This is a genomic window from Lapidilactobacillus wuchangensis, from assembly GCF_003946645.1.
GTDB classification, from domain to species: Bacteria; Bacillota; Bacilli; order Lactobacillales; family Lactobacillaceae; genus Lapidilactobacillus; species Lapidilactobacillus wuchangensis.
In genome coordinates, this window is record NZ_RHOU01000011.1 from 1 (window position 1) to 19,486 (window position 19,486).

General features: G+C 42.2%; 16 protein-coding genes. 8 read left to right on the forward strand and 8 right to left on the reverse strand.

Annotated elements, in window-relative coordinates; genetic code table 11:
• Positions 1–747: 747 nt before the first annotated feature.
• Together EKM82_RS08865 and EKM82_RS08870 are read right to left on the reverse strand one after the other, a co-directional pair.
• The gene (locus EKM82_RS08865) at positions 748–1,770 is read right to left on the reverse strand and encodes an aldose epimerase family protein (RefSeq protein ID WP_125768170.1); all 1,023 of its coding nucleotides are present in this window, start codon (positions 1,768–1,770) and stop codon (positions 748–750) included.
• Positions 1,771–2,015: 245 nt separating this feature from the next.
• Positions 2,016–2,645, reverse strand: coding sequence for an HAD family hydrolase (locus EKM82_RS08870; protein WP_164508198.1), 630 nt, complete (start codon positions 2,643–2,645; stop codon positions 2,016–2,018).
• Between the two features lie 904 nt (positions 2,646–3,549).
• Between EKM82_RS08870 and trpS the strand changes: the two genes are divergently transcribed.
• The 6 genes from trpS to EKM82_RS08900 all read left to right on the forward strand — a co-directional run bounded on the left by trpS (position 3,550) and on the right by EKM82_RS08900 (position 11,773).
• A complete protein-coding gene (gene trpS, locus EKM82_RS08875; RefSeq protein ID WP_125768176.1) occupies positions 3,550–4,566 on the forward strand; it encodes a tryptophan--tRNA ligase in 1,017 nt (338 codons plus the stop codon).
• Between the two features lie 40 nt (positions 4,567–4,606).
• Positions 4,607–5,776: an aminotransferase class I/II-fold pyridoxal phosphate-dependent enzyme gene (locus EKM82_RS08880; RefSeq protein WP_225419705.1), complete on the forward strand. Its 1,170-nt coding sequence runs from the start codon at positions 4,607–4,609 to the stop codon at positions 5,774–5,776.
• Between the two features lie 516 nt (positions 5,777–6,292).
• A complete protein-coding gene (locus EKM82_RS08885; RefSeq protein WP_164508199.1) occupies positions 6,293–7,285 on the forward strand; it encodes a D-2-hydroxyacid dehydrogenase in 993 nt (330 codons plus the stop codon).
• A 1,287-nt stretch (positions 7,286–8,572) separates the two neighbouring features.
• Complete coding sequence (locus tag EKM82_RS08890) at positions 8,573–9,160, forward strand: LemA family protein (RefSeq protein ID WP_125768179.1); 588 nt, start codon at positions 8,573–8,575, stop codon at positions 9,158–9,160.
• Between the two features lie 7 nt (positions 9,161–9,167).
• The gene (locus EKM82_RS08895) at positions 9,168–10,004 is read left to right on the forward strand and encodes a TPM domain-containing protein (RefSeq protein ID WP_404802900.1); all 837 of its coding nucleotides are present in this window, start codon (positions 9,168–9,170) and stop codon (positions 10,002–10,004) included.
• Between the two features lie 410 nt (positions 10,005–10,414).
• The gene (locus EKM82_RS08900; RefSeq protein WP_125768185.1) at positions 10,415–11,773 is read left to right on the forward strand and encodes an MATE family efflux transporter; all 1,359 of its coding nucleotides are present in this window, start codon (positions 10,415–10,417) and stop codon (positions 11,771–11,773) included.
• Between the two features lie 163 nt (positions 11,774–11,936).
• Here the strand turns inward: EKM82_RS08900 and EKM82_RS08905 are convergent, their stop codons facing one another.
• The gene (locus tag EKM82_RS08905; protein ID WP_125768340.1) at positions 11,937–12,245 is read right to left on the reverse strand and encodes a winged helix-turn-helix transcriptional regulator; all 309 of its coding nucleotides are present in this window, start codon (positions 12,243–12,245) and stop codon (positions 11,937–11,939) included.
• A gap of 154 nt (positions 12,246–12,399) precedes the next feature.
• Here EKM82_RS08905 and EKM82_RS08910 point away from each other — a divergent pair, with 154 nt between their 5' ends.
• A complete protein-coding gene (locus EKM82_RS08910) occupies positions 12,400–13,128 on the forward strand; it encodes an SDR family oxidoreductase (protein ID WP_125768188.1) in 729 nt (242 codons plus the stop codon).
• Between the two features lie 292 nt (positions 13,129–13,420).
• Here EKM82_RS08910 and EKM82_RS08915 read toward each other — a convergent pair whose 3' ends face one another.
• The 3 genes from EKM82_RS08915 to EKM82_RS08925 form a co-directional block, all read right to left on the reverse strand.
• Entirely contained in the window at positions 13,421–14,146 is a 726-nt protein-coding gene (locus EKM82_RS08915) for a GntR family transcriptional regulator (RefSeq protein WP_125768191.1), read from the reverse strand.
• Between the two features lie 102 nt (positions 14,147–14,248).
• Positions 14,249–15,355 carry an SGNH/GDSL hydrolase family protein gene (locus EKM82_RS08920; protein WP_125768194.1) on the reverse strand — a complete coding sequence of 369 codons (1,107 nt, stop codon included), beginning with the start codon at positions 15,353–15,355 and terminating at the stop codon, positions 14,249–14,251.
• Positions 15,356–15,375: 20 nt separating this feature from the next.
• Entirely contained in the window at positions 15,376–16,827 is a 1,452-nt protein-coding gene (locus EKM82_RS08925; RefSeq protein ID WP_125768197.1) for a PTS transporter subunit EIIC, read from the reverse strand.
• Positions 16,828–17,718: 891 nt separating this feature from the next.
• Here EKM82_RS08925 and EKM82_RS11535 point away from each other — a divergent pair.
• Positions 17,719–17,880, forward strand: coding sequence for a hypothetical protein (locus tag EKM82_RS11535; protein WP_164508200.1), 162 nt, complete (start codon positions 17,719–17,721; stop codon positions 17,878–17,880).
• A gap of 156 nt (positions 17,881–18,036) precedes the next feature.
• Here the strand turns inward: EKM82_RS11535 and EKM82_RS08930 are convergent, their stop codons facing one another.
• Together EKM82_RS08930 and EKM82_RS08935 are read right to left on the reverse strand one after the other, a co-directional pair.
• Entirely contained in the window at positions 18,037–18,954 is a 918-nt protein-coding gene (locus EKM82_RS08930; protein WP_125768200.1) for an aldo/keto reductase, read from the reverse strand.
• A gap of 11 nt (positions 18,955–18,965) precedes the next feature.
• A complete protein-coding gene (locus EKM82_RS08935) occupies positions 18,966–19,478 on the reverse strand; it encodes a YbhB/YbcL family Raf kinase inhibitor-like protein (RefSeq protein WP_125768203.1) in 513 nt (170 codons plus the stop codon).
• Between the last annotated feature and the right edge of the window lie 8 nt (positions 19,479–19,486).

Sequence of the window (19,486 nt, forward strand, 5' to 3'; positions counted from 1 at the left end):
TGCCGGCGTTGATTTGAGCTTATTGCTGCGCAACAATCTCAAATACAAGCCTTCTTCTAACCGCTGAAGCGGCAAGAAGAATTTGGCGGCTGACAACCCGGCGGCCTCCACTACGTTTTGAGCTAAGTTAGATCATTTCAAATTTGATAGATTTAAAGGCAATTCTAGTGAAGTTGGCTACCAATCGCCCAGCAACTACTTACGTAAACTAACAGAATTGAACACCACTATTTAGAAAAACAGATTGATATAAAATAATAAGTCTGCCTGACAAGCTTTCTGGTTGGAATTAAACTAGAAATTGTCAGACAGACTTTTTGTAATACGGTTCAATTATGACAGCAATTTGAATCAAGTTGATTAGTCCCACTCGGATTGCCTTAAGCACTAACAAGGATGAAGTGAACTAAATTAACTCCAGACGGAATGGAGGGATCGGGTTGTCAGCCGCGAAATTATTGTTAGAGTGTGATGAGCAGCGGGCTTTCGGCGTAGAGTAACTGTAAATAATTGATTGAGCTGGTGCAACCAGATCGAGCAATTATTTCAGTTAATCATAGCCGTTTGCTGCTTTGAACACGTTTGGTGCTTTAGCACTTACGATAAGACCTGTATTGGAGACTTTTGAAAAAAGGCTTCAATCAGCGTCGGCCGCGTTCCACAACCAGCAAGCCCGTAATGGAGTCAGATGCTACTCAGTTTCAGCATCTTCACTAGGTTCTAATGGTTTTGAACCTTGGGCATTATCTAAAATTCAACCAAGTAGTGAGTTTGGTAATGTTTGGTCTCACCATCATGCAAGCTTAAATCGCCATAAGCAGGATCAAAGATGGCATTAGGCGTGATTTGTGATTCCAAAGCCACACCCACATACGGCTGGCCAGTTTTATCGATATAAGGCTGATCGGCGCCAAAACCATTGGCAGTGAAACAAACGATGGCGTTTCGTTGACTGAACATCTTGACGCGAATATTTTCGTCAGGATTTGCCAAAATCGCAATTGGTTCGTTATCAGCATGTTGATCAATTAGGAAGACATCGTCCAAACCTTTTTCAGGGATAGCTTGTAGGCCGTCGATGGCGGTACCTAAAGTTTTCGTTGTTTGGAAATCATAAGGTGTTTGGGCGTTGGCCAGCGTTTTGCCAGTTGGAATTTTCGCATCGCCTAGTTCTAGACGTTGGCTACTACGCAGGAACAACTCCAGATTCTTAATGTTCTGATCAGCCTGATTCAAATTGAAGTAAGCATGGTTAGTTGGATTGAAGACAGTCTCGCCATGACTAACAACTTTATAATCTAAATAAATCCGATTGTCATCAGTCAATGTGTAAGTAATGGTCACGTCCAAATCGCCAGGGAAACCATCAGCTTGGCTGGTTACAGTGTGGTTGAAAATAATTTGATTGGCAGCAATTTTGCCGGCCCAATTAATTTCGTTGAAACCATGAACACCACCATGCAAGGTATTGCCGCTCTCATTAGTCGGCACGTTGTATTCGTGCTCGCCAATTTTGAATTTACCGGCGCCAATTCGACCAGCTGTCCGCCCAATCGACATGTTCAAATAAGGATTAGTCGTGATGTAGTCATTGATCTTCGGAAAATTCAAAATTAAGTTTTGTGAGCCGTTGGCAGTTGGCACCCGTAATTCGTACCAGTTAGCACCATAGGACAAGCAAGATAAAGTCACCTGATTAGCGTTGGTTAGAGAATATTTATAGATGTTTTCGCCGTTTAAAGTATCGAAAACTTCTTGATTAGTTTGCATAGTTGCAAAGCTCCTTTCAAATAATACTCTAGTTCAGAATACGCCATTTCTGAAGCCAACGTCAACGCTTTCATAAGAAAAATATTTTTATTAGCCGATTTGTTTAAGTGACCGGATCAGCTTTGTTTTGACAAAAAAATATCACGACCAGCACACCGAAAACGTGTGATGGTCGTGATAGCTGCGAAGAAAATTTAGCACTGCTTAAATACTACTGAATTTAAAAATTATTGGGATTGTTGCAATTAACGAATCACATCAATAATTTCTGCTGGGCGGGAGAAGTAAAAGTCCATGTCGCCAAATTGGCCGTGATTATGAGCACCCCAGCCAGCTACACCAAATTGAGCGCCAGCACCTTTAGCTGATTGCAAATCATAAATCGTGTCGCCGACATAAAGGGTTTCGTCAGCGGGGATCTCGGAAATTTCAATCATTTTTAGCAGTGGCTCTGGATCTGGCTTGTGTTTTTGTGTGTCTGATGAAGTGACAATGTTACGGAAGAATGGCGTCAAACCCCGTGGTGTGAAATCAGCGGCCAATTCGTCATTCGTTTTAGAAGTAACGACGCCCATTTCCACATCATATTTTTGTAATTCTTTCAGCGTGTTAATAATCCCAGGGAAAACCGTGACTGAGTCCTTATATTTATCGAACGCTTGGTACCACGCACTTAAAACATCAGGAATTTCCGCGTCGGAAAAACCTAATTGTTTCAGGCCTACGATGCCGGGGATGCCATAAATCGCCACGACTTGGTCATAAGTGAAATCCAAGTGCCGTTGGTCGTTAGCCACATCTAATAAGGCGTTCATATAAGCTTTTTCAGTGTCAATTAAGGTGCCGTCAATATCAAAGACCACATTTTTAATCATCAATGGTTCCTCCTTGAATATGTCTGCTTCCATTGTAACATAAAGGCTTTTTCAACTCGGAAAAAATGTGATGACGGTTTGTCTTCTAAATTGTGCGGTGATTTCAGCCGCTCCCTAGTTGAAAACGGCAGGGGCCCAGCGATTTTATGGGCGTGGAACATGGTGGGCGTTGATTTGAGCTTATTGCTAACGCAACAATCTCAAATACAAGCCTTATTCTAACCGCTAAAGCGGCAAGAATAATTTCACCATTGACGCTAATCGCTGGGCCCCTGCCTGAGTTAAATAGCTGAATTGAGCACCACCGTTTGGAACGTCAGAGCGTGACAACTAGCCAAGTTCGATTGACAATTTCTCAAGATAAATTATGGAACATCATTGGGGTTATTTTGAAGATTATTCCAATATGATAACAGATTAAACTTAACCGCTCTGAGCTCACAAACATTGCCATAATTTCCAAGATTAATGAAATGTGCCACGCCAAGCAGCCCGGAATGGAGTCAAAACCAGTTCGGTTTCAAAGCCCACACGCTTAATTTCAATAAGTAACGTGAGATCAATTTTGTCTGTGGTTATTGACAACCTTGACTTTTCAGCGTCAGGTCGTTATGATGATGACAATATCTGCCGAAAGGTCTAGGAAGTAGTAACAACCAAGAGGTTCGCTCAGGAAATGGCGTTTAACTGGAATCGCCGTCGAACTTTGGTTGTGAATGGAGCCTAGGGTAGTCAGCGGCGCAAGTCCTGGCGGTGCGTGAAGCCTTAATTCACTCGAGCTGATCCTTAGATTCTGTAAGGGTAATTTAGGTGGCACCGCGATAAACTCGTCCTATTGCATTTTGCAATTAGGGCGTTTTTTTATTACCTAATTTCGGATTATTAAAAAATGGAGGTTAGTATCATGGCAAAGAAAGTTATTTTAACTGCAGACCGACCAACTGGTAAATTACATATTGGTCATTATTTAGGCTCATTGAAAAACCGGGTCGCTTTACAAAACTCTGGTGATTATCAAACTTATGTGATGATTGCCGATGTGCAGGCGTTGACTGATAATGCCCGCGACCCAGAAAAAATTCGCCGCAGCTTGATTGAAGTAGCTTTGGATTATTTGGCAGTCGGCATTGATCCAGCCAAATCAACAATTTTAGTGCAATCACAAATTCCCGCACTGAATGAATTGACAATGTACTATTTGGATCTGGTCAACGTTTCGCGGTTGGAACGAAATCCAACCGTTAAAGCCGAAATCAAACAAAAAGCTTTTGGTCAATCGATTCCGGCGGGCTTTTTAGTTTATCCTGTTAGTCAGACTGCTGACATTACGGCCTTTAAGGCGGATACTGTGCCAGTTGGCGACGATCAAGAGCCAATGATGGAACAGGCTCGGGAAATTGTCCGTACTTTTAATAGTACTTACAAGACTGATATTTTGGTTGAACCTGAAGGCTATTTTCCACCAAAGGGCCAAGGTCGTTTACCTGGCTTAGATGGCAACGCCAAAATGAGTAAGTCATTAGGCAACGGCATTTATTTAGCTGATACTGCTGATGAATTACGGCAAAAAGTCATGTCAATGTACACCGACCCTGATCATATTCATGTGGCTGATCCCGGCAAAGTTGAAGGCAACATGGTCTTTACGTACTTGGATGCCTTTGATACTGATAAAGCCAAGGTCGCTGAATTAAAAGCTGAGTATCAACACGGTGGTTTAGGCGATGTCAAAATCAAACGTTACCTAAATGAAGTCATGGAAGGTGTCTTCGGCCCAATTCGGGAACGTCGCGAAGAATATGCCAAGGATATTCCAGCCGTTTATGAGATGTTGCATCAAGGCAGCATGAAAGCCAATGAAGTTGCCGAACAAACGTTACAAGAAGTCCGCGACGCTATTGGCATCAATTACTTCAAATAATTAAACTAAGAATCCAAATTCAATAGAAATCGATGATTAAATGACAAAAGATTTAGCAAGCTTAATGAAAAAAGAATTGATCGGCGTTGAACCGTCATCAATTTTGCAATTTGATAAAGATGTTTCCCAAATCCCGGACATTATTAAATTAACTTTAGGGGAGCCCGACTTCAACACGCCTGACCATGTGAAGCAGGCTGGTGAAGCAAGTATTGCCGCTAACCACAGCCACTATACACAATCGCCTGGTTTACCGGCCTTGCGTGCAGCTGCGGCCCATTTTTTAGCGAAAAAATATGGTACTGACTATGATCCGGAAACTCAAATTTTAACTACAGTTGGCGCGACTGGTGCGATTTATTCATCGTTGACGGCAATCCTGAATCCTGGCGATGAGGTCATTATTCCCATTCCCATCTTTCCATTGTATATTCCCATTGTGAAATTAAACGGCGCGACGCCGGTCTTTATTGACACTAGTAAAGACGGCTTTAAATTAACGCCTGAAAAATTGGCTAGCACTTTGGCCGCTCATCGTGACAAAGTAAAGGCGATTGTTTTCAATTATCCAACTAATCCTACTGGCGTCACTTATCGCCAAGCTGAATTGGAGAAATTCGTCGCGATTTTAAAACAATATGATATTTTTGTGATCAGTGACGAGATTTATAGTGAGCTGACTTTTGATCAACCTCATGTTTCTTTAGGTAAATTATTGCCTGACCAAACTTTATTGATTAATGGCGTTTCTAAATCCCACGCCATGACTGGTTGGCGGATTGGGTTTATTGCTGGACCAGCCGCTGTGATTAGTAAAATCAATATGGTCCATCAATTTACTGTGACCGCCGCGACAACCATGTCCCAAGAAGCTGCCTTAGAGGCGATGCAGAACGGCCTTGATGATGGTCAAGGTATGAAGCAAGAATACCAGAAGCGTCGTGATTATTTGGTTGCTGAATTGAATCGGTTAGGGATGGCAACAGCCATGCCTGAAGGTGCCTTTTATGCCTTTGCGAAAATTCCAGAACGTTTTGGCAATGATAGTTTTGCTTTCTGTCGTAAATTAGCTCAAGAAGCGCAAGTCGCCTTGATCCCTGGGGCCGCTTTTCCTGCTGGTGAAGGCTATGTTCGCATTAGTTACGCTGCCAGCATGGCGAAATTGGAACAAGCTTGCCAACGCTTGGCTAAATTCTTGGCGGCGAACTAGCCGTGTCGGGATTTGTCAGACTGAACCGGATTAAGTTGATTGACAAGTCTTATAGTGTTGAGTGATTATTCTTCAAAATAATTGAAGTTACTCTACGCCAACTACCCGCAGCTCCTCACACTGTGATTGAAACGTGTTCGGGCTGGTAGACTGCTATGCCTAACTTAAATATCTGCTCAATCGGCTTGGGTCGCTTAATCAGATATTTGAAGTTACGCTACGCAGTCTGACCACCGGCCCTCACACTGTGATTGAAACGTGTTCGGGGTGACAAATGGCTATGGCTAATTTAAATATCTGCCCAATCGGCTAACGCCGCTTAACCAGATATTTGAAATTACCCTACGCCAAAAAAGCGTCACCCCTCACACTTTGCTGAAACGTGTTCGGGATGGTAAATGGCTAGGTACAATTTAAATATTTACACGATCGGTTGCACCGCTCATGCAAATATTTGAAATTGTACTACGCCAAAACACCACCAGCCCTCACACTCTAATTTTTTAGGAGGTTTTTATGAAAATTCAAATGTATTCAGTCCGGCCTGATGAGCAGGCGGCGATTAATGCTTGGGCTGAGCAAAATCAGGCAACAATTACCACTAGTAATCAACCATTAAATAGTCAAACAGTTAACTTGGCTAATGGCAGTGATGCAGTGGTTGTGGCCCAACATGGTGTTTTAGAAGCGGATGTTTATTCACAGTTAGCCACTTTCAATATTCATATTTTGGCATTAAGAATCACTGGCTATGATATTGTCGATTTTGCTAGTGCTAAGAAGTATGGTATCCAGGTGACTAATGTGCCAGCTTATTCACCGCGTAGTGTTGCTGAAGAAGCGTTGACGCACACGATGGTTTTGTTGCGGCATTTAAAAGCCACCCAATTGCGAATGAGCCATCACGATTATAGCTGGGGTGGGTTGGAAGCCTACGAAATTCATAATCTAACTGTCGGCGTTTTAGGCGCTGGTAAAATTGGTGGTACCGTAGCTCGAATTTTCAAAGCGCTAGGTGCGAAAGTAATTGCTCATGATTTGGTGGAACGGCCAGAATTGGCTGATACTTTGACTTACGTGAGTCTTGATGAGTTATTGAGCCAAAGTGATGTGTTGACGATTCACACGAACTTGACTGATTTAACGACGCACATCATCGATGCTGCCGCTTTAGAAAAAATGAAATCGTCAGCATTATTAATTAATTGTGCCCGCGGTCCCATCGTTGATTTAGCTGCCTTGTTACATGCCCTTGATACCAATGAAATTGCTGGTGCTGGCTTGGACACGGTTGAAGGCGAAGCGGGTGTTTTCGGGGATGACTTATCTCATGCTAATCAAGATTTAAGTATTTTCGACAATTTATTGCGGCGCGAAAATGTTTCCTTATCACCACACATTGGTTTTTACACCGATCAAGCAGTTAAAAATATGGTTGAAATTGCTTTGAACGATGCCAATTTATTATTCCATGGTGAAAAGAGCCCTCATTTGTTGCCAGAAAAATAATTTTGTTTTTCGAAAAAGTAATTTTTGGGTGACTTAATCCGAGTTGATTTTAGGCAGAATAGCGGAAAACTCCGTTGCGGCGGTTGAGTTGTGGAACGTTGCCGGCATTGATTTGAGCTTATTGCTGCGCAACAATCTCAAATACAAGCCTTCTTCTAACCGCTAAAGCGGCAAGAAGAATTTGGTGACTGACAACCCGGCGGCCTCCACTGCGTTTTGAGCTAGGGTGGTCCACTTTAGATTTGGTTAATATCAAGGCAATACTAGTGGAGTTAGGCGCTAATCGCTCAGCAGTCAGCTGATAAAACTAACTGAATTACACAACACTATTTAGAAAAAGACAGAAGTAAACTAATACAGCCTGTTTGACAAACTTTCTGGAATTAAATCAGAAAGAGTCAGACAGGCTTTTTGTAATATAACTGTTCAGTTGTGACAACAATTAAAATCGAGTTCATCCGTCCTGCCGCAATTGACTTCACCACTAACCAAGCTGCAGTGAACCACTTCAACTCCCGACGGCGTGGAGGGATCTTGTCGTCAGCCGCCAAATTATTGTTAGTGCTTTCAGCACTTACAATAAGGCTTGCATTTGAGATTTTGTGCAACAAAAGCTCAAATCAACGCCGGCCGCGTTCCACGACAAGCAGCCCGGAATAGAGTCAGACTCAATTTTGTTTATTCATCTTCACAGCGTTTTGACTCTTTTGAACTTTGCTTTCAATTGGTTCAAATTGATGTCGGCCGCGTTCCACAACCAGCAAGCCCGGAATGCAGTCAGACCTAGTTCTGTTTTACGTGGGGCTACCGCTTTTGAACTTTTTATTATGAGAACACAATAAAATCCCCACTTCTGGGCAGGAAGTGGGGATTACTCATTTTAAAGGGGAGGAATAAAATGAAGAAAATTAGCAATTATTTGGGTTTTAGGGTTTTAATTTTGGGTTGAACCTAGGCTAGTAAGTTCCTAGACTCCGTTGGCCGGTGCCACAACGAAGATTTTCATAATATTCATTTGCATCACCTCTTGCTTTCTATGTGGTTAACTATAAGCTCTGACTATGAAAAACTAATGCAGAAAATTTGCCAGTTAAGTAAATAAAGTGTGACAAAAAATTGAAGTTAGCTATTATCAACGCCGCGGCTAAATCTAATATTTGAAAAAAGACCAGGATTTTTTGATTGTTTTCTAGTGAGCCGCTTTCTTTTACTCAGTAACATGCTAAAATATGTTACAAGCTCTACGAAATATTGGCAGAATTTCCAGCAATTTAGAAGGAGTCCAAAATGAAAAATTCAGCAAATTCAAAACGCAACTGGATCATCGGCATTATTGTCGGGCTAGTTGTTGTCATCGGCCTTAGTTCGATTGGTACTTATAATAGTCTTGCCCGTAGTTCTCAGGCAGTTGATTCACAGTGGGCCCAAGTTGAGACCGTTTTGCAACGGCGTTATGATCTGATTCCCAATTTAGTGAGTGCGGTTAAAGGCAGCATGAAGCACGAAACCAAGGTTTTTGGTGAAATTAGTGCGGCTCGTAAGGCTTATGGTAGTGCAACGACTGCTAATGAGAAAATGAAGGCCAATGCGCAATTGGATCAATCAGTGGGCACTTTAGTGAATGTGATTGGTGAGAATTATCCTGATTTGAAATCTAATGAGAATGTTCAAACCTTAATGACTCAGTTGGAAGGTTCTGAAAACCGGATTTCTGTTGAACGGCGGCGTTACAATCAGGCCGTTGAAAAATACAATACTTCCGTGGTTACTTTTCCTAAAAATATCTTCGCAAATATGATGGGAATGGGTAAGAAGGATTACTTTAAGGCAGATACGAATGCTAGCAAGACGCCTTCAGTTAATTTAGATGAATAGGCTAAGACTGCAACGTCATTCGCTGCTACTTAGCTGGCTGACTGGGTTGCTGTTACTAGGGGTAATGGTGTTTTTCCAAGCAACACAACCGGTGGCTGCGGCCATTCCTAATCGACCGACGGCTAATTTCTATGATCAAATAAATGTTCTTGATCAGCAAACGAAGCAATTAGTTAGTCAGAAGAATATCAGTTATGATCAGACAAAACAACGCCCACAAATCATGTTAGCGGTGATTAAAAGCACTGATGGCGATAGCATTGATAGTTATGCGCCCGACTTGTTTTCTAATTGGGGGCTAGGTCAACGGCAGCGCGATAATGGGGTGTTGATTCTTTATGCGTTAAATAATGGTCAACGTAACGTTCGGATTGAAGTTGGTTATGGCTTGGAATCGGATTTGACTGATGCTTTATCAGGCCGAATTTTACAGCAGGCTAAAGCTGATTTGAAGTCGAGTGATCCGACGCGAATCAACCGTGGGCTGCGAAAGGTTTTTAATAGCGTTGCCACGGTTATTGACAAGAAGTATGATTTCAAAGCGGACAAAAACACCTTATCAAATGAAGAGTATCAGCAGATTAAAGGAAAAGATGACAGTAGTTGGTCTGACAATATAGGGGCCATTATTGTGATCGTTATCCTAGTGCTGCTCTTTATGGGTGGTGGCAGTGGTCGCGGCGGCGGTCGTCGTTGGTGGCTCTGGGCACTACTGGGTAGTAGTTCAAATCGTAATAATCATTGGGGCGGCGGCTCTGGTGGTTTTGGCGGTGGCGATTCCGGTGGCTTTGGTGGCTTCTCTGGCGGCGGTGGTTCATCCGGCGGTGGCGGCGCCTCAATCTGACGGGATGTGTTAGTTATTGTAATTGTGTTCGGAGCGGCAAATGGCTATGGCTAATTTAAATATCTGCTCAATCGGCTGGGGCCGCTTAATCAGATATTTGAAATTAGCCTACGCCAAAAGTACGCCACTCCTCACAACTTGTTTTAATCGTGTTCGAGGTGCTAAATGGCTATGGCTAATTTAATTATTTGCTCGATCGACAAGGTCGCTCAATCAAATAATTGAAATTAGCCTACGCCAAAAGAGCAGCACCTCTCACAACTTGTTTTAATCGTGTTCGGGGCAGCAGTTGGCTAGGCCTAACTTAATTATTTGCTCGATCTGGTTGGCACCAGCTCAATCAAATAATTGAAGTTACGCTACGCCAACTACCCGCTGCCCCTCACAACTTGTTTTTAGGAGGATTTATCTTGCACGATTTAACCAAAGGGAAACCAATTGTTCAGATCATTTATTTCACGATTCCTTTGCTGATTGGGAATATTTTTCAGCAGGTTTATACTTTGTCAGATACGATTATTGTGGGACGAACAATTGGTGTGCAGGCGTTGGCAGCAGTTGGTGCTACTGGTAGCTTATCGTTTCTGATTATTGGGATTGCTCAAGGGGCGACGAATGGGTTCGCTATTATTGCAGCACGAAGGTATGGCGCGGGTGACTATCGCGGGATTAAACGCAGCTTTGCCACCGGGATCATCATTAGTCTGGCTTTATCACTGATTTTGTCGGCGATTAGTATGACTTTTTGTGGCGAGATTTTACGGTTGATGCAGACACCATCTGACATTATTCAAGATGCTTACACTTTCTTGATTATTCAGTTTGGCGGGATTTTCGCGATTGTTGCCTATAATCTGTTTGCCAATATGATTCGCGCCATGGGCGATAGTCGCACGCCGCTAGTCTTCCTGATTATTGCCTGTGTGATCAATATTGGTCTTGAATTGTTATTTATTGTTGTTTTCAAATGGGGAATTGCTGGGGCATCCTTTGCAACTTTATTAGCCCAATTTATTTCAGCTTGTTTATGTTTGATTTTTATTTATCGCCATTTTCCGTTATTACAAGTTTCAAAAAGTGATTTTAAAATTTCTAAGGCCGAAATTTCCGAACATCTCAAAATGGGATTGCCAATGGGTTTCCAGTCGTCAATTATTGCCTTAGGTCAAGTTATCTTACAATTGATGCTGAACACTTTAGGTTCAACTTCAGTGGCGGCTTACACGGCAGCAGCGCGAATTGATGGTCTGGCGACGATGCCAGCGATGTCCTTTGGGATTACTATGGCGACCTTTGCTGCCCAAAATTTGGGGGCCCGCGAATTTGCCCGCATTCGAACTGGTGTGAAACAAACATTGGCTGTTTCTTTAACTTTTTCCACGGTTACAGGGATTTTAATTATTATTTTTGGTCACAGTTTGGTTAATCTCTTTGTCGGCAATGGTCAGCCGTTGGTTACAAATACAGCTCAAACTTACTTCTATTTCAACAGTAGTTTATATTGGCTTTTATCGATTTTGTTCGTCGTACGTTATACCTTGCAAGGACTAGGTCAAAGTTTGGTGCCAACCTTAGCGGGAATTATGGAATTAATCATGCGGGCATTTGCTGGCTTGGTTTTGATCAATGCCTTTGGATTTGCCGGCGCTAGTATGGCTAATCCATTAGCTTGGTTGGGCTCACTGTTAGTGCTGATCAGTTCTTACGTGCGGACCATGCGTCATTTGCGGACGTTAGAAGCAAATCCTGAAAGCGAACTGCGAGTGTGAGCAGTGAGCAAGGCTAATTGCTTAAAGTTAGTATCAAAATCGTTGCATTAGCTTAGTCTTAAAAATAAGATTGAAATCTTAGTTCACATCTTAAATAAAAACACGATTCAGAAATCATTTGATTTCTGAGTCGTGTTTTTTTAACTGGAATTTTATCTCCGGCTTATTCATCACAGAGGGTGCGGTCGATTAAAGCATGGTCAACGTGGGTGTCACCCCAATCGCAAATCGCATCAAGCAGTGGAATCACCGATTTACCTTTGGCGGTTAATTGATATTCAACGTGTGGTTCGGCAGTTTGAAAGTCAAAGCGGCTGATCAACTCATCTTCTTCTAATTGGTGCAACTGATTAGCCAAAGTTTTGTGAGAAACATTTTTGATATAGCGATGCAATTTTCCAAATCTACTAGTGCCAGCCTCAGCCAACTCATAGAGAATCATAATTTTCCACTTTCCTTGGATCATCTGCATCGTTGCATCAAACTCATTTAAATATTTTGCCAAAATGGTTGCTCCTTAGTTTTCCACAGGTAGTCACCTGAATGTGCGTACTTGTGGCCAATAATACCTGCTATTATACTTTAAAATATTGAAAAAATCTTAAGACGTAATGAGGTCAGATATCATGAAAAAATTAGTTGTCATTACTGGCGCCAGTTCAGGATTTGGTGCTGAAATCGCCAAAATATTTAATGCCGATGGTTTCCCACTTTTGTTATTGGGACGGCGAACTGAAAAATTAGCGAAAGTTGCTGCAGGGATGGATAATGTCTTGATCGATTCCGTTGACGTCACTGATTATCAAGCATTTGCCACGGCGATTCGTAAGGCAGAAGCCAAGTATGGTCAGACGGACTTATTGGTCAACAATGCTGGGGTAATGTTGTTGGGCAACGTGCAAAATCAAAGTCCTAAAGAATGGCAAACGATGCTCGACACCAATGTCATGGGTGTGCTTAATGGTACGCAAATTGTATTGAACGATATGCGTGAACGTGAACACGGTACAATTTTGAATATGTCATCGATTGCTGGTAAGAAGACTTTTGTCAATCATGCTGCTTATGTTGCATCTAAGTTTGGGGTTCATGGTTTGTCTGAAACAATTCGTGAAGAGAATGCTCCGAAAAATGTTCGGATCATGATGGTGGCGCCAGGTGCTGCTGAAACGGAATTGTTAACCCATGTTACTAGTGAATCAGCACTAACTGATTATGAAGCTTGGAAACAAACCATGGGCGGCATTACTTTGAATCCCAAGCATGTGGCGGAAACAATCAAGTTTATGTACGACATGCCCCAGGAAGTTAATATCAGAGAAGTCGATATTGCGGCTACTCGTCAAGATTCATAGTAGCTTAGTTGAAGTTGGCGCATCACTTAGATAGATTAACTTTGCCGCAAAATATGGCACAAAATACCAATTCTGCCACGACATTCAAAAAGGCGGGCACTCAAAAACGAGTGCTCGTCTTTTTTACATTAATACTTATTTTGTCCTATTCTCATTTTTGCGTTCAAGGTAAATAAAAAAGCCTACCGACTTGCAACAAGCTGAAGTCAGGTTAGGCTAAAATCAAATAATAATTATTTTATTAATTAATCAGAATAATGGCTGTTTTGTTGCGGAAAGATCGCTCAAAAATTTAGGCATTTTCATTATCATTTTGAGCAAAAAAGCCAATACTAAATTCGCCAGGCACAAAATGAATTTCAGTATATTCAAACAATTTACCTAAATCATTAAAAACCAGATTTTCTAAAATGCCGACGCAATTATTGTCACCTAATTTTAATTCCCGATAATCTTCATCAGCGGCAACTGCTACAGAGAATCGCCGTTTAGCCGCAGCAATTTTTAAACCGTTGGTGGTTAAGTATTCGTAAATCGAATGTTGGACGATTGTTTCCGTCAATGGTGGAATCTGATTGGCTCTGAAATAGCTGTAGTCCATGGTTAACGGTAAATCATCAATGATCCGCACGCGCACAACTTCGTAAAGCACCTCATCAACTTCAAAAGGGGTACGCGCTGCTAATTCGGCATCAACCAGCATCTTTTTAAATCGGACCACTTTAGTCGCCGAAGCCCGCTGATTGTTGTCATTAAGTGCCTGTAAACCTGCAAAACTGCCACCGCCAACTGACCAGTGGAATTTATTAAAATTCTCTAGAATGACAACCCCACGGCCTTTAACGCTATAAACATAGCCATGTTTGCCTAACAAAGTGATTGCCCGTCTAATGGTATTGCGGCTCGTTTGAAACTCTTGCGTTAAAACACTTTCGGTTGGCAGGGTATCTTTATAGGTACCCTCCTTGATCCGTTGTTCTAATTCTCTAAAAATTGCATGAAATTTAGTCGCCGCCATATTTATCTCCCAATGTGTTTGTCTCTATTTATTCTACTTAATAAAGTTTTTCGTCACAATGCTAATGACGACTTTAAAAGTAAAATTTTATCATAAAAAAAGTCAGATAACCTCCGCTTCTGTCAATTCGTGAAAAATGAACTGTCCAGCTAAGTTTGCACCAGTACTAGAAAAATGTAAATGGTCGCCACTGTCGAATTTCGGATCAAGCTGTTCTGGCTGGTCGGTTTGGGCAACAAATTTAGCCAAATCAACGGCAAAGGGTAAGCTCATAATAAACTGGTTAGTTGCCAGCCGAATCGCCTCTTTTTTCGGCGACCAAGTTGCAACCTCAAAATTCTTGGAATTAGCAAAAGGCGGAATCGTTAATGGAATAAATTTAATTTGGCGCCGGTCACAAATTTGTTTAATGCGGTGTAATCCGGCGATAATTTGGTCGCTTGTTGGTAACTCTGAACTGGCGCTGCCGGCCCCAGCTTCGACTAAATCACTTAGGCCAACCAGACTGATCACGAGTTGTGGTTGGTCATAAAGAACGTCAGTGATAAATCGTTTCACACCTGCCGGCCCCAGACGCTTTTCCCACTGGCTAGTGATGTTGCCTGACCGTAAAAAACGGTTGCCAAAAATACCAGTATTAATCGCCGTCACTCTTTCGGGCCACTTTTTGTAGAAAAGTTGCGCCAAGGCGGCCGATAAATAACATTGACTGATCAAGGAGTCGCCAAAGAAAGTGATAGTCTTCATCGGCGTCTCGACCTGACTGCGAATGGCGTCGATGCCATAATAATAAGCTTGCTCGTTGAAGCCAGCTGCTGGGGCTAAGAGACGCATTAAAGCTGGTGCCGAAGTCGAACCTAAGGCGTTAATGCGCTGCCGGCGATTTGTTGCCCGCAATTTCAAATAGAAGGTTTCACCAGCTTGTAATGCAAATTCACTGGCATCAGTCCAAATTGATTGTTCAGCGGGAACTTGAAATTGGGCTTGACGATTCCAGGTGAGCGGGGTAGCTTCAGCAAAGTCAGCTTGGTGACTGGCCCAAACGCCGCTGACAATCAAAGGCTCATCATCAAAGCGGTTATTTAATTCAACCTGCAAACCGTTTCCAGAAACATTGTGGTAATAAGATGTAATTTGTTCCTCAGGAATATCAAAATGATGTTGTTGATAATTTGAAAAAATCTGTTTCCAGACAATTTCTGTTGCCATATAGAAAACTCCCATCAAGATTATTGATTAATTGAAACTGGCTGCTCCGATAAAACACGCTTACGATTCAAAAGATAACCACAAATAAAAGTACTTAGAAAACCACTTAGCAAGGTGATTAGCATGATCAAGCCATGGATGCCCCAATATTGCACCGGAATAATGACTAGTGACAATGGTCCAGCAGGGCCGGCAGAAATGGCGTACTCTTGGCTCCAAGCCACTAGCAGACCAGCTAGACCAGCACTGCCCATGACGCAAATAAATGGATAACGATTGGGAATCGTGACACCAAACATTGATGGTTCTGTGACGCCCAGTAGTGAAGAAATTGTTGCTGATAATGCCAAACTGCGCTTTTTGCCGTGCTTTGTTAATAAAACCATTGCTAAATCAGCGCCGGCTTCAGCCATGCAAATCGTGGCAATAATGGCAATCATCTGGCTTTGCTGAGTGGCAGCGATTTGCTGAATGTTGAAGGCAATCAAAGCATAATGCAGGCCGGACACCACTAGTGGTTCCCATAATAAACCAAAGATTAAGCCGGCGATTAGTGGTTGGTATTTGAAGAGAGCGGTTAATGGATCAGTAATCCAGCTAGCCAGTTGATTGGTCACCGGCCCGATAACTAGGAAAGTAAAAAAGGCGGTCACAAAAATAGCCAGTGGTGCCACCACAATCGATTGAAGAATATTCGGCAAATAACGTTTCAATAATTTCTCCAATTGAACTAATAACAAGGCGGCTAATAAAGGCGGTAAGACAGAATTTTGATAACCAATTTGTTGGATTTTTAAACCAAAGATATCCCAATAAACTGGCTTAATTTTACCACTAAAAACCCCGCTCATCTCACTACTTGGCAACAATTGACTGTTGATTAAAACCAAGCCCAGAACGATGCCTAAGGCGGGATTACCACCGAAGCGTTTAGTAGCTGACCAACAGACCAACACCGGAATATAAGTGAAGGCCGTGTTGGCGACCATGATAATCATTTCAGTGAGCCCTTTAAATTGTGGAAATTGTTGAATTAAAGTGGTCGCACCAAAAATACCTGGTGCAGTCAGGACATTGCCAATTCCCAGCAGGACACCAGCACCAACAATTACTGGCAAGATTGGGATGAAAATATCCGCAAAAACAGTTAAACCTTGTTGTAACCAATTTTTGTGAGCAGTTTGGACAATTTTAGAACTTACTTTTGCCAGTTTATTTTGGTCAAGTTGTTGTTCAAGCGCCGAGTAGAGAGAATCGATTTTTGTGGGGCCAATAATAATTTGAAATTGACCTTGTTGTTTCATGATCCCCATGACTTCTGGTAGTTCTTTCAATTGGATTTCGTCGACCAAGCTAGGATCCAGTAATGAAAAGCGTAAGCGCGTGACACAATGGGTAACTAATTTGATATTTTTCTGACCACCAAGTTTCTCAATCATATTTGTTGCAGTTTTCTTCAGATTCGTGCTCATAGATGATTCCCCCAAAACAATCCATCAAGCAGTAATGACTAAAAACCAAGTTTATTTCACTTGCGCAGCAGTGACTATTTGTTTAGACAAGTTACTACTGTAAGCCTACCACAAAGCCTTTCATTTTGAAGTTTTAACGACTCGTTAACTAGCACTTTTCTTAACGATGATTAATTAAACGAATAAAATTATCAGCTTTTTGTTAATGGAATTGTTTAAAATTGGGTTCTTTGCACGAATGGGTGTTGGTGAGAGTGTTGTTTTGAAATGATACGGGCACTGATCGAAGCTATGATATAGGTCTAAAACTGAATTGAGTCTGACTCCATTCCGGGCTGCTTGGCGTGGAACGCGGCCGACGTTGATTTGAGCTTATTGCTGCGCAACAATCTCAAATACAAGTCTTATTGTAAGTGCTAAAGCACCAACAATAATTTGGCGGCTGACGCCAAGATCCCTCCATTCCGTCCAGAGTTGAGTTGGTGCACTTTATCTTTGTTAATACTTCAAGGCAGTATTTGTAAGAGTATGATGATCACACGACTGATGTCACCGCTAATTTGGCGAATGATAACCCAGTATTCTTCATCACGTGTAGAGTTTGTTGAGTCAAATTTAACCTTGGCAGCTATCAAAGCAGCACAAACGTCACTCGCCCAGCAAACACCTGTGGAAACGGACAGAATTGAGCACCACTGTTTAGAAAAACAGACTGTGGGAAATAACAAAGCCCGTTTGACAAGTTTTCTGGAATTAAACCAGAAACTGTCAAACAGGCTTTTTCGTATTACTATTCAGTTGCGACCCCAATTTGAATTAAGTTGATTAGACCCACTATCATTGTCTTAATCACTAACAAAGCTGGAGCGGACCACCTCAACTCCAGACGGAATGGAGGGCGTGGTTTTCAGCCGCCAAATTCTTCTTAGCGATTTATCGCTTAGAAGAAGGCTCGCATTTGAAACAATTTGGTCTCCAATTGGTTCAAATCGATGCCGGCCGCGTTCCACAACCAGCAAGCCCGCAATGGAGTCAGACTCAATGGCGTTTTAGCGTCTTCACCATGGGTTTTGATTCTTGCTTTGTAATTGGCTCAGATCAGTGTCGGCCGCGTTCCACGCCAAGCAGCCCGCAATGCAGTCAGACTCAATTCTGTTTAAACCACAGAACTTCTCTCGTGCTCAACTAAGAAGCGTCTAACTGAGCTCCCTATGGCAAATCGTTGCCGGCAGCTAAGTATAGTTCATACCATTCTGAACGAGTCAGTTGAACTTGGTCAGCTTCGCAGATTTGTTTCAAACGATCAGCGTTGGTCGTACCAGCAATCACTTGGACGCTAGTTGGCAAACGTAAGATCCAAGCCGCTGCCACAGCGTTAACATTGCTGTTATATTTGTCAGCCATTTTCTTCAGAACGGCATTCAGTTTAGGAAACTTCGGATTATTAATAAAGACGCCTTCGAAGAAACCATATTGATAAGGACTCCAAGCTTGAATTGTCATGTTGTTCAAACGAGAGTATTCATATAGGCCACCATCATGATTGATACTGCGATTGTCAGCCATATTAGTATGGAAGCCGAAATCAATCATGCCGGTGTGCATTAGGCCTAATTGGAGTTGGTTGATGACCAATGGTTGGGCCACAGCTTGTTGAAGTAATTCAACTTGCATTGGATTAAAATTGCTGACCCCGAACTCGCGAACCTTGCCAGCTTTTTGTAATTCGAAGAAAGCTTCAGCAATTTCGTCAGGTTCCATTAAGGCATCTGGTCGGTGCAACAGTAAGAAGTCAACATGATCTAAGCCCATTCGCTCCAAACTGCCGTTGAGACCGTCAATAATATGCTTTTTAGAAAAGTCATATTGATGTTGGCCGATACCAACTTTGGTTTGAATTAAAATGTTATCGCGGTTAATACTGGAAGCAGCTAAGGCATCACCAAAGCGCGTCTCGGCATCACCACCACCGTAAATATCAGCATTATCAAAAAAGTTGATGCCTTGATCAACGGCTGTTTCTAATAAGTTAACTGTTTCATCAATGGTTTTGTCAGGAATGCGCATTAAACCGAGGGCGATTTCTGAGGCATTAATGTTTTCGAGTCCGATACTAACTTGACGCATAATGAATCCTCCTATGCACGGCCAGGCAACAATAAGGTTGCGGTCGTAATAATTTGTGGTTCAATTGCTTGTTGAAATTGATTAAACCAGAAGCCGGATTGAAGTTCAAGGGGTTGCTTAAGTGCGTAGACCGTTAATTGATACTGATGTGTCCGATCAGGTGGTTGTGGCCCCACATAATGTTGATAAATTGTAGGGTCACTTTGATGAATCAGCCCACCAGCATTACTATTACGACCTTGGACAAAATTAAATTGAGGATGCTGACTGCTGTCTTCGGGAATCTCAGTGACATCTGGGGCAAAATTTGCCGCCAGCCAATGGATCCAAACGAAACCACTAACAGGCACAGCATCATAATCTAATAAGCTAAGTGCCAAACTTTTAGTTTCTGCAGGCACCTCACGAATACTAATCGGCGGCGAGATAATCGGATAGCCCTGATACTGTTCGTTAAGTGACGCATATTTACTATAACGATCGGCTAGAAAGCCGCTCGCCGTTAACGGTACTTTAATTTGCAATCAATCGT

Bases quoted from the DNA above. Each gene is read 5' to 3' on its own strand.
- EKM82_RS08865 (WP_125768170.1), bottom strand. From the start codon at position 1,770: ATGCAAACTAATCAAGAAGTTTTCGATACTTTAAACGGCGAAAACATC.
- EKM82_RS08870 (WP_164508198.1), bottom strand. From the start codon at position 2,645: ATGATTAAAAATGTGGTCTTTGATATTGACGGCACCTTAATTGACACT.
- trpS (WP_125768176.1), top strand. From the start codon at position 3,550: ATGGCAAAGAAAGTTATTTTAACTGCAGACCGACCAACTGGTAAATTA.
- EKM82_RS08880 (WP_225419705.1), top strand. From the start codon at position 4,607: ATGACAAAAGATTTAGCAAGCTTAATGAAAAAAGAATTGATCGGCGTT.
- EKM82_RS08885 (WP_164508199.1), top strand. From the start codon at position 6,293: ATGAAAATTCAAATGTATTCAGTCCGGCCTGATGAGCAGGCGGCGATT.
- EKM82_RS08890 (WP_125768179.1), top strand. From the start codon at position 8,573: ATGAAAAATTCAGCAAATTCAAAACGCAACTGGATCATCGGCATTATT.
- EKM82_RS08905 (WP_125768340.1), bottom strand. From the start codon at position 12,245: ATGCAGATGATCCAAGGAAAGTGGAAAATTATGATTCTCTATGAGTTG.
- EKM82_RS08910 (WP_125768188.1), top strand. From the start codon at position 12,400: ATGAAAAAATTAGTTGTCATTACTGGCGCCAGTTCAGGATTTGGTGCT.
- EKM82_RS08915 (WP_125768191.1), bottom strand. From the start codon at position 14,146: ATGGCGGCGACTAAATTTCATGCAATTTTTAGAGAATTAGAACAACGG.
- EKM82_RS08920 (WP_125768194.1), bottom strand. From the start codon at position 15,355: ATGGCAACAGAAATTGTCTGGAAACAGATTTTTTCAAATTATCAACAA.
- EKM82_RS08925 (WP_125768197.1), bottom strand. From the start codon at position 16,827: ATGAGCACGAATCTGAAGAAAACTGCAACAAATATGATTGAGAAACTT.
- EKM82_RS11535 (WP_164508200.1), top strand. From the start codon at position 17,719: ATGGAGGGCGTGGTTTTCAGCCGCCAAATTCTTCTTAGCGATTTATCG.
- EKM82_RS08930 (WP_125768200.1), bottom strand. From the start codon at position 18,954: ATGCGTCAAGTTAGTATCGGACTCGAAAACATTAATGCCTCAGAAATC.